Origin of the sequence: Streptomyces lushanensis (genome assembly GCF_001700515.1) — a bacterium.
In the GTDB taxonomy this organism is placed as follows: Bacteria; Actinomycetota; Actinomycetes; order Streptomycetales; family Streptomycetaceae; genus Streptomyces; species Streptomyces lushanensis.
The window spans coordinates 21,456-29,223 of sequence record NZ_MAUD01000282.1 but is presented as its reverse complement, the minus strand read 5'-3'; the positions used below and the strand labels follow the sequence as shown (position 1 = coordinate 29,223).

The 7,768-nt window shown below is 69.8% G+C and carries 6 protein-coding genes; 1 reads left to right on the top strand and 5 read right to left on the bottom strand.

What is annotated here, in order from left to right; translation table 11 throughout:
• Nucleotides 1-26 precede the first annotated feature (26 nt).
• The gene (locus BFF77_RS22350; RefSeq protein WP_066952706.1) at nucleotides 27-1,379 is read right to left on the bottom strand and encodes a M14 family metallopeptidase; all 1,353 of its coding nucleotides are present in this window, start codon (nucleotides 1,377-1,379) and stop codon (nucleotides 27-29) included.
• A 235-nt stretch (nucleotides 1,380-1,614) separates the two neighbouring features.
• Nucleotides 1,615-2,049 carry an SSI family serine proteinase inhibitor gene (locus BFF77_RS22345; protein WP_066952705.1) on the bottom strand — a complete coding sequence of 145 codons (435 nt, stop codon included), beginning with the start codon at nucleotides 2,047-2,049 and terminating at the stop codon, nucleotides 1,615-1,617.
• A gap of 320 nt (nucleotides 2,050-2,369) precedes the next feature.
• On the opposite strand from BFF77_RS22345, the gene BFF77_RS22340 reads away from it, so the two are divergent.
• A complete protein-coding gene (locus BFF77_RS22340) occupies nucleotides 2,370-4,157 on the top strand; it encodes an IclR family transcriptional regulator domain-containing protein (protein WP_169922708.1) in 1,788 nt (595 codons plus the stop codon).
• A gap of 135 nt (nucleotides 4,158-4,292) precedes the next feature.
• On the opposite strand, the gene BFF77_RS22335 is transcribed toward BFF77_RS22340, so the two are convergent.
• The 3 genes from BFF77_RS22335 to ctaD form a co-directional block, all read right to left on the bottom strand.
• Complete coding sequence (locus tag BFF77_RS22335) at nucleotides 4,293-5,192, bottom strand: peptidoglycan-binding protein (RefSeq protein WP_066952703.1); 900 nt, start codon at nucleotides 5,190-5,192, stop codon at nucleotides 4,293-4,295.
• 171 nt (nucleotides 5,193-5,363) lie between these two features.
• Nucleotides 5,364-5,705: a hypothetical protein gene (locus BFF77_RS22330; protein WP_066952701.1), complete on the bottom strand. Its 342-nt coding sequence runs from the start codon at nucleotides 5,703-5,705 to the stop codon at nucleotides 5,364-5,366.
• 52 nt (nucleotides 5,706-5,757) lie between these two features.
• Nucleotides 5,758-7,488, bottom strand: coding sequence for an aa3-type cytochrome oxidase subunit I (ctaD, locus tag BFF77_RS22325; RefSeq protein WP_066952699.1), 1,731 nt, complete (start codon nucleotides 7,486-7,488; stop codon nucleotides 5,758-5,760).
• Nucleotides 7,489-7,768: the final 280 nt, after the last annotated feature.

Below are 7,768 nucleotides of genomic sequence, written 5' to 3'. Positions count from 1 at the left end.
GGGCGCCCCTTCCGCGTCGGATCAGGTCAGCAGTACTGGGCCTGCTTGCCGATGGAGCGGTACATGCAGTCCGCGTTCTCCAGGAGCTGGAAGACCGCGTCCCGGTTCCTGCTCGTCTCGCGGTCGATCACCTCGTCCGGAGGGTAGAAGCCGCCGCCCGAACTCGACGACGGATACATCTCGAAGGTGTACGAGAAGATCTTGTACGTGCCCCACAGCCAGTCGTCGATCGAGCCGTCCGTGATGTAGAGATCACTGGCCTGCTCGGGCGTGTAGCCGTTGCTCGCGGCCATCTTCTGGCCGACGGTCGCGAAGGCGTTGCGGTCGTCCACCGTCATACCGGTCGTGGTGTCCGCGGTGGTGTAGCCGAAGGGCCAGAGCACCAGTTCGCTGTAGGTGTGGAAGTCGATCCCGGCCTTGATCTGCTGGACACCGCCGATGACCCGGCTGCGCACGAAGTTCGCCACGACCTTCACCTCGGGCGCGGACTCACCGGCGCTGCCCCGGTAGGTGTCCGAGGACGGGCTGCTGGAGGAGCCGCCGCAGCAGCCCCACCGGTAGGCCCAGTTGCGGTTCAGGTCCGTACCGATCGCGCTGGAGCCCGAGTTGGGCTGGCGGTTCTTGCGCCAGCTCCGGTACGAGCCGGTGGCGACGTCGTACTCGCCGCCGTCCGGGTTGAGGTCCGGGACGATCCAGATCTCACGGCTGTTGACCAGGCTGGTCACCCGCGAGTCGGTGCCGTAGTCGGAGGTCAGCTCCTTGAGCAGATACAGCGCCATCTCCACGGTGAGGTGCTCACGCGCGTGCTGATGGTGGGTGAAGAGGACCTCGGGCTCGTTCTCGTCGGTGGCGACATTGTCGCTGATCTTGAGGGCGACGATGTTCCGGCCCTGGTACGAGGTGCCGATCACCCGCTGGCTCACCAGGTTGGGGTAGGCCGCGACGACAGTGCTGATCTCGCTCGTCATCTCCGCGTAGTTGTGGTACCTGGAGTCCGCGGAGGGGAAGTCGAACGGCTCGACGACACCGTTCAGAGTGCGGTCGGGGACGGCGCCCAGCGGTGTGGGCTCGTAGCCGAGCGCGCGAAGCTTCTTCGCCTGAGCCGGATCGGCGGAGACGACCACGCTCTCGCTGTCCGACTCGTCGATCGTCACACCGGTCCTGGCGAGCGCGGTACGGGTCGCGGAGGTGGCGTGCATCTGGATCTCGTACTGCCGGATCTCCTCGTCGGCCGTCTTGGCCTCGGCGGCGGCGGACGGAGGAGTGGAATCGGCGTTGGTGGCCGTGGCGGTGACGCCAAGGGCCAGGGTCAGCAGGGCGGCCAGGGTCGCTGTCCGTCTGCGGCCGGTGCTGCCGCTTGCGCGTGTTCGGAGCCGCATGAAGTCTCCCGGATGTGGAGTCGTGGGGGGTGCTGCTGCGACGCGCCCTGTGCGGGTCGAGTGAAGTCGGGCCGTCCGGGGTCATCCTGAGGGCATGACATGAGCCGGTCAAGAGTGCCCAAAGCGCCGGACCGCGGCGGCCCGCTCGCGGCGGCTCCCGCCACCCGGTCGGCGGTACGGGGGCGGGAGCGCGTCGCGGCCGGGTGTCCGGCTCCGGACCTTCGGTCGGATGGGGTCAGAAGGCGAAGACCGAGCCGCTTCCGCTGTCCTTGGCGCACGGATTGCCGAAGGTGTGGGCGTACGAGAAGCGCTTGCCCTCCCAGACGCCTTCCGCCGTCACGGTCACCGGGTTCCACTCCTTGCTGCACACGGCACGTGAGCCCCGTGTGGTGATCGTGTCCAACTGGGCCCGGGTGGCGCGGAGTTCCGCACAGGCGCCGCTCGCGTCCGGATGCGTGCCCGATGACGTGGGCGCGCAGTTCAGTGTCACGGCGCGCAGCACCGTACCGGACGTGGCGCTGTCCCCGGCGGTGATGCCGAGCACCAGGGCGGACGGCGCGTACAGACTCTCCGCGCCGATCTGTGCCGCGCTCGCCGCGCCGGTGCCGGGCAGCGTGGTGAACGCCAGTGCGGTGGCCGTGAGCGCCAGACCTCTTGCGATGGACCGCATGCAAACACTCCTTGGGTCGGGTTCGGTAAAACGCAGGCAGTCTTGCCCGCCTCGCCCCGGAATGCGCGGCGCCACCACCAAATCTGCTCGCTCCGAGTGATGGCGCGCGTGCGGTTTGTGGCGCAGACAGGTGTCCGGTCGGGCCGGTCGGGCCGCTCGACCCGGCGCCGGGCCGCCCCTCGCCGGTCGCACCGTCGGCCGTTCGTCGAATGAACTACAGTTCACTGTCTGTCCCGCCCCGGGTGTGCGTGTATCTGGCACGCGTGTCGGCGTCCAGCGGGTGAGTACCGCCGTTTCCGTACCGGGGAGCCGATGAGCCGATGACCGTCATGACGCCCGGCGAGTCCGCCGTGCCCACAGATTCTGCCGTGCCCACAGATTCCGCCGTGGCCGTCGAGGCCGCCGTGCCCAGCGAGGCGGTGGGCCCGCTGATGCGCGGGATCGCCGTACTGCGGGAGATCAGTGACGCGGGCGGCCGGACGAGCCTGAGTGAGCTCGTCCGTACGACCGGTCTCGCCCGCTCCACCGTCGACCGGATCGCCGCCACGCTCGCGCGCATGGGATATCTCCGGATGGACGGTCACTCCGCCGTCCTCACTCCCCGTCTGATGGAGCTGGGCAACGCCTATCTGGCCTCCCTCCGCCTTCCCCGGCTCCTCGGACCGCTCGCCGCACAGCTTGCCGAGGAACTGGACGAGTCGGTCTCGCTGGCCGTGCCCGACCGCGACGGGATCCGCTTCGTGCACCAGACGACGCGGCGCCGCGCCATGTCGCTGACCTTCCGTATCGGCGATCTGCTGCCGGCCGAACGCACCGCCCCCGGGCCGCTGTTCGCCGCCGGCTGGGACGAGCGCGCATGGGTACGGTGGCGCGAGCGCCGGGCGGCCGATCCCGAGGACCGCGGATTTCCCGCCGTGCCGCCGCGCGGGGCCGAGGCCGACGGTCGCGGCGGCGCCGACCGCGACAGCGCCGGTCCTGACGACGGCGGTTCCGGCGGTGACGGTCCTGACGACGGCGAGGCCGGCTTCGCGGCGCGCACGGAGCGGGCCGCCGAGCGGGGCTGGGCGCTGGACGACCAGCTCATCGAGCCGGGGCTGATCGCGCTCGCCGTGCCGGTACGCGGACCGGACGGCCATGTCCTGTGCGCCGTCAGCGCGGTCAGCCACACCAGCCGGCACAGCGCCGACTCGCTGCGCCGGACGCTGCTGCCCCGGGTGCGCGAGGCTGTGGCCGCCATGGAACGGGAACTGCGCGAGGCCCCTACGGTGCCGGCCGCCGCTCCGGCCGGGCTCGCCGACTGGACCTCCGCCTCCAAACAGCGGCTCGGCGCGGATTTCTTGGAGTCCCTGGCCCGGGGCCTCACCGTACTGACCGCCTTCGGCGAGGGCCGGGCGGAGCTGACGCTCTCCGCCGTCGCCGAGGCCACCGGGCTCGCCAGGGCGACCGCCCGGCGCGCCCTGATCACCTTCGAACATCTCGGCTGTGTCGGCTCGCGGGACCGGACCTTCCGGCTGACCCCGCGCGTGCTGGCACTCGGCTGTCCGCCGCTCTCCCGCATCACCCTGCCCGACATCGCCGAACCGCATCTCGTCACGCTCGTCAAGAAGGTGCACGACTCCGCGTCGCTGGCGGTGCTCACCGGCGACGACATCCAGTACACGGCCCGTGTCGCCGCCGGACGGGTCATGAGCGTCACCATCACGCCGGGCACCCGCTTTCCGGCCTACGCGGCCTCGATGGGCCGGGTACTGCTGGCAGATCTGGCGCCCGCGGAGCGGCTCGCCCGGCTCGCCCGCACCGAACCACTGGCCCTGACCCCGCGGACGGTCACCGACGCCGCTGAGCTGGCCGCACTGCTGGAGCGGGTGGAACGCGAGGGATACGCGCTGGTCGACGAGGAGTTGGAGGAAGGGCTGCGCTCTCTCGCCGTACCGGTGCGCGACCGTACGGGACGCGCGGTGGCCGCGGTCAATGTCGCCATGCACAGCAGCCGCCGCAGCGTCGAGCGCTGTCTGCGGGAGGTGCTGCCCGAACTGCGCGCCACGGCCGAGGCGATCGAGGCGGACCTGCGTATCGCGGGCCGGTTCACCCGTATCCCGTCGGCCTGAGCGGCCTGACGCCGCCTGAGCGGCTGTGAGGCCCCGGGAGGCTGTTCGAGGTCGGGAGGGAACGATCCGCCACACCCTTTCGCCGTGCCTGCGGGCAGGGTGCGGCGGATCGTGTCCGGGCGCCGGGCCGGTGGATCAGACGTTGGGCACCTTCAGCTTGTCCCAGCTCGTCCGGCCGGGCGTGCCGTCGGCTGCGCTGCCCGTGTAGCCGAGCTTGCGCTGCCAGGCGGCGTACGACGCGCGGTCGGCGTCCGACCAGGCCGGTCCCGGCCCGACCTCGTACCGTCCGCAGCCCTCCGCCACCAGCCGCCTGCCCATCGCGGTGATGATCGCGCTGCGCCGGCCGGCCGCGAAGAAGGCGGCGCCGGGGAACGGTTCGTGGGCCGCCGGGGGCTTCGGCTTCGGCGGCTTCTGGGCCGGCGGCCTGGAAGGAGTGGTGGGCACGGCGGCGAGCCGGTCCTTGACGCGTTCGCGCATGGATTCCATGGTGAAGCCGCGCGGATCCACCTTCCCCGGCTGCCACTCCTTGTGTCCTATGACGGAGCGGTGACTCCAGCCGTGCGCACGGCAGATGGCCGCGGCGGCCTTCTCGATCGCCTCCAGCTGGGCGGCCGGCCAGGGGTCCTCGCCGTCGCCGAGGTTGACGGCCTCGAAGCCGTAGAAGTGCTGGTTGCCGTCGGTGTTGGCCTCGTTGTCGGCGGGCAGCGCCGACTCGGCGATCACCGCGCGCAGGACCTCGTCGTCGCCGAGCCCGGCGTGGTTGGCCCGTCCGTTGCCGACGAGATGGACCGAACCGTCCTTGGCGATCACGCCGTGGCAGAGCGGGCCCGGCAGCGCCGAGTGGCCGTTGTAGCAGAGCTCGACGGAGCTCTCGGTGCCCGAGGTGACGGTGTGATGGATCATCACTCCGTGCAGAGGTCCCCATGGACCCTTGTGATTGCGGTTGTGCGTACGCCAGCTCCGGTGCTCGACCACTTTCAGGCCCTCGTCGCGGAGGACCTCGAGGAGTTTCGCGGCGGTCAGAGGCGTTGCCATGGTGGTGCTCCTTCCCAGGTGCGATGGCTCGATTCTGCCGCTCCCGCGCCGTCCCGCCGCACCGCCCACGCCGACAGCCCCGCCCGGCAGCCGTAGGTGTCGCCTCTGTCCGTCGCTCTCCGTCGCTCTCCGCGGTCCGTATCCGCCGTCCGTACCTGCCGTTCGTCGCCGTCATCGGGCCAGGAGCGTCACCGCCGCGCAGGCACCGCTCGCCGCGCCCACCGCCACGACGGCCGCCGCGACACAGCGTGTTCTGAGCCGCTCGTAGCACCCCGCGTACTCCTCACGCAGTTCGGCGGCGCGCTCCGAGACATGGACGAGCGTCGCCCGGGAGAGGGCCAACCGGTCGGCGACATAGGCGCGTTCCACCTCTTCGCGCTGGGGCGTCGTCAGCCAGGGCAACCGCTCGGAGAAGCGTGATGCCCGGGCACGGGCGTCCGCGACCTCGGCATTCCACAGGAGATGGCCTTCGAGGCGCACAAGGCCGCGGGCGCTGTCCTGGCCGGGCTCCACGCGTTCCTCCCCGCTCCGGTACGGCCTCATACCGCCGGCCCGGCGCTCGTTCTCACCGCTGGTCGTCCCCGGGCGGCGCGGTCGTGGCGCCCGCGTGCCGGTTCCTGGCCTCGTCCAGCGTCCGGATGGCCGGATAGTGCAGATCGAACGCCGGGGACTCCGAGCGGATCTTCGGCAGGGTGTGGAAGTTGTGCCGCGGCGGCGGGCAGGACGTCGCCCACTCCAGGGAGCGCGCGTACCCCCACGGGTCGTCCTCTTCGATCTTCTTGCCGTACTTGGAGGTCTTCCACACGTTGTAGAAGAACGGCAGCATCGACAGTCCGAGGACGAACGAGGCGATGGAGGAGACGGTGTTGAGCATGGTGAATCCGTCGGAGGCGAGGTAGTCGGCGTAACGGCGGGGCATGCCCTCGGCGCCCAGCCAGTGCTGGACGAGGAAGGTGCCGTGGAAGCCGACGAAGAGCGTCCAGAAGGTGATCCTCCCGAGCCGCTCGTCCAGCATCTTGCCGGTGAACTTCGGCCACCAGAAGTGGAATCCGGCGAACATCGCGAACACCACGGTGCCGAAGACGACGTAGTGGAAGTGCGCGACCACGAAGTACGAGTCGGAGACATGGAAGTCCAGCGGCGGTGAGGCCAGCAGAACACCCGTGAGGCCGCCGAAGAGGAAGGTGACGAGAAAACCGATCGACCAGAGCATCGGTGTCTCGAAGGAGAGCGAGCCGTGCCACATGGTGCCGATCCAGTTGAAGAACTTCACACCGGTCGGCACCGCGATCAGGAAGGACATGAACGAGAAGAACGGCAGCAGCACACCACCGGTCACGAACATGTGGTGCGCCCACACCGTGATGGACAGACCCGCGATCGCGATGGTCGCGCCCACCAGACCGATGTAGCCGAAGACCGGCTTGCGGCTGAAGACGGGCAGGATCTCGGTCACGATGCCGAAGAACGGCAGGGCGATGATGTACACCTCCGGATGGCCGAAGAACCAGAAGAGGTGCTGCCACAGCAGCGCGCCGCCGTTGGCCGCGTCGAAGACGTGCGCGCCGAACTTACGGTCCGCCTCCAGGGCGAGCAGCGCGGCGGCCAGCACGGGAAAGGCGAACAGCACCAGCACGGCGGTCAGCAGGACGTTCCAGGTGAAGATCGGCATCCGGAACATCGTCATGCCGGGCGCGCGCATGCAGATGATCGTGGTGATGAAGTTGACCGAGCCGAGGATCGTACCGAAGCCGGAGAAGGCCAGCCCCATGATCCACAGATCACCCCCGACACCCGGCGAGTGGACTCCGTCGGTGAGCGGGGAGTAGGCGAACCACCCGAAGTCCGCGGCGCCGTTGGGTGTGAGGAATCCCGCCACCACGATGAGCGAGCCGAAGAGATAGAGCCAGTACGCCAGGATGTTCAGCCGGGGGAAGGCGACATCGGGCGCGCCGATCTGGAGCGGCATGATCCAGTTCGTGAATCCGGCGAACAGCGGGGTCGCGAACATCAGGAGCATGATCGTGCCGTGCACCGTGAACGCCTGGTTGAACTGCTCGTGCGAGATGATCTGGATGCCGGGACGGGCCAGTTCGGCGCGCATGAAGAGCGCCAGCACCCCACCCATGATGAAGAATCCGAACGACGTGACCAGATAGAGCGTGCCGATCGTCTTGTGATCGGTGGTGGTCAGCCATCCGACGATGACACTGCCCGGATGCTTGCGCCGTACCGGCACCTCGTTCTCATAGGCGTCCTCGGCCTCGGCCGACTCTTCCGTGCCTGTCGTCGTCACTGCAACGTTCCTCCGGTCAACGCCTGGGGTGGGGACTCGGCAAGCAGCATGGCGTTGCTTTCACCGGCGCGGCGCGACCGCTTCCTCCCGGGCGCGTCGTGCGGACCGGCGGCGAACAGGGCGGGGGCGCGTCATTTCCGGGCCCCGGCGGCGAACCCGGTCATCGGTTCCGGCGCCTCCTCCGTCAGCCGCCGCGCCCTGACTTTCACCCGATAGGGCGGACGGCGTGCGGGTGCCGCCCACCCGGCCACGAGCCCGGGACACCGCGATACGCAGGTCG

What these genes read in the sequence shown, in the direction of transcription:
- BFF77_RS22350 (WP_066952706.1), bottom strand. Translation starts at nt 1,379, where the DNA reads ATGCGGCTCCGAACACGCGCAAGCGGCAGCACCGGCCGCAGACGGACA.
- BFF77_RS22345 (WP_066952705.1), bottom strand. Translation starts at nt 2,049, where the DNA reads ATGCGGTCCATCGCAAGAGGTCTGGCGCTCACGGCCACCGCACTGGCG.
- BFF77_RS22340 (WP_169922708.1), top strand. Translation starts at nt 2,370, where the DNA reads ATGACCGTCATGACGCCCGGCGAGTCCGCCGTGCCCACAGATTCTGCC.
- BFF77_RS22335 (WP_066952703.1), bottom strand. Translation starts at nt 5,192, where the DNA reads ATGGCAACGCCTCTGACCGCCGCGAAACTCCTCGAGGTCCTCCGCGAC.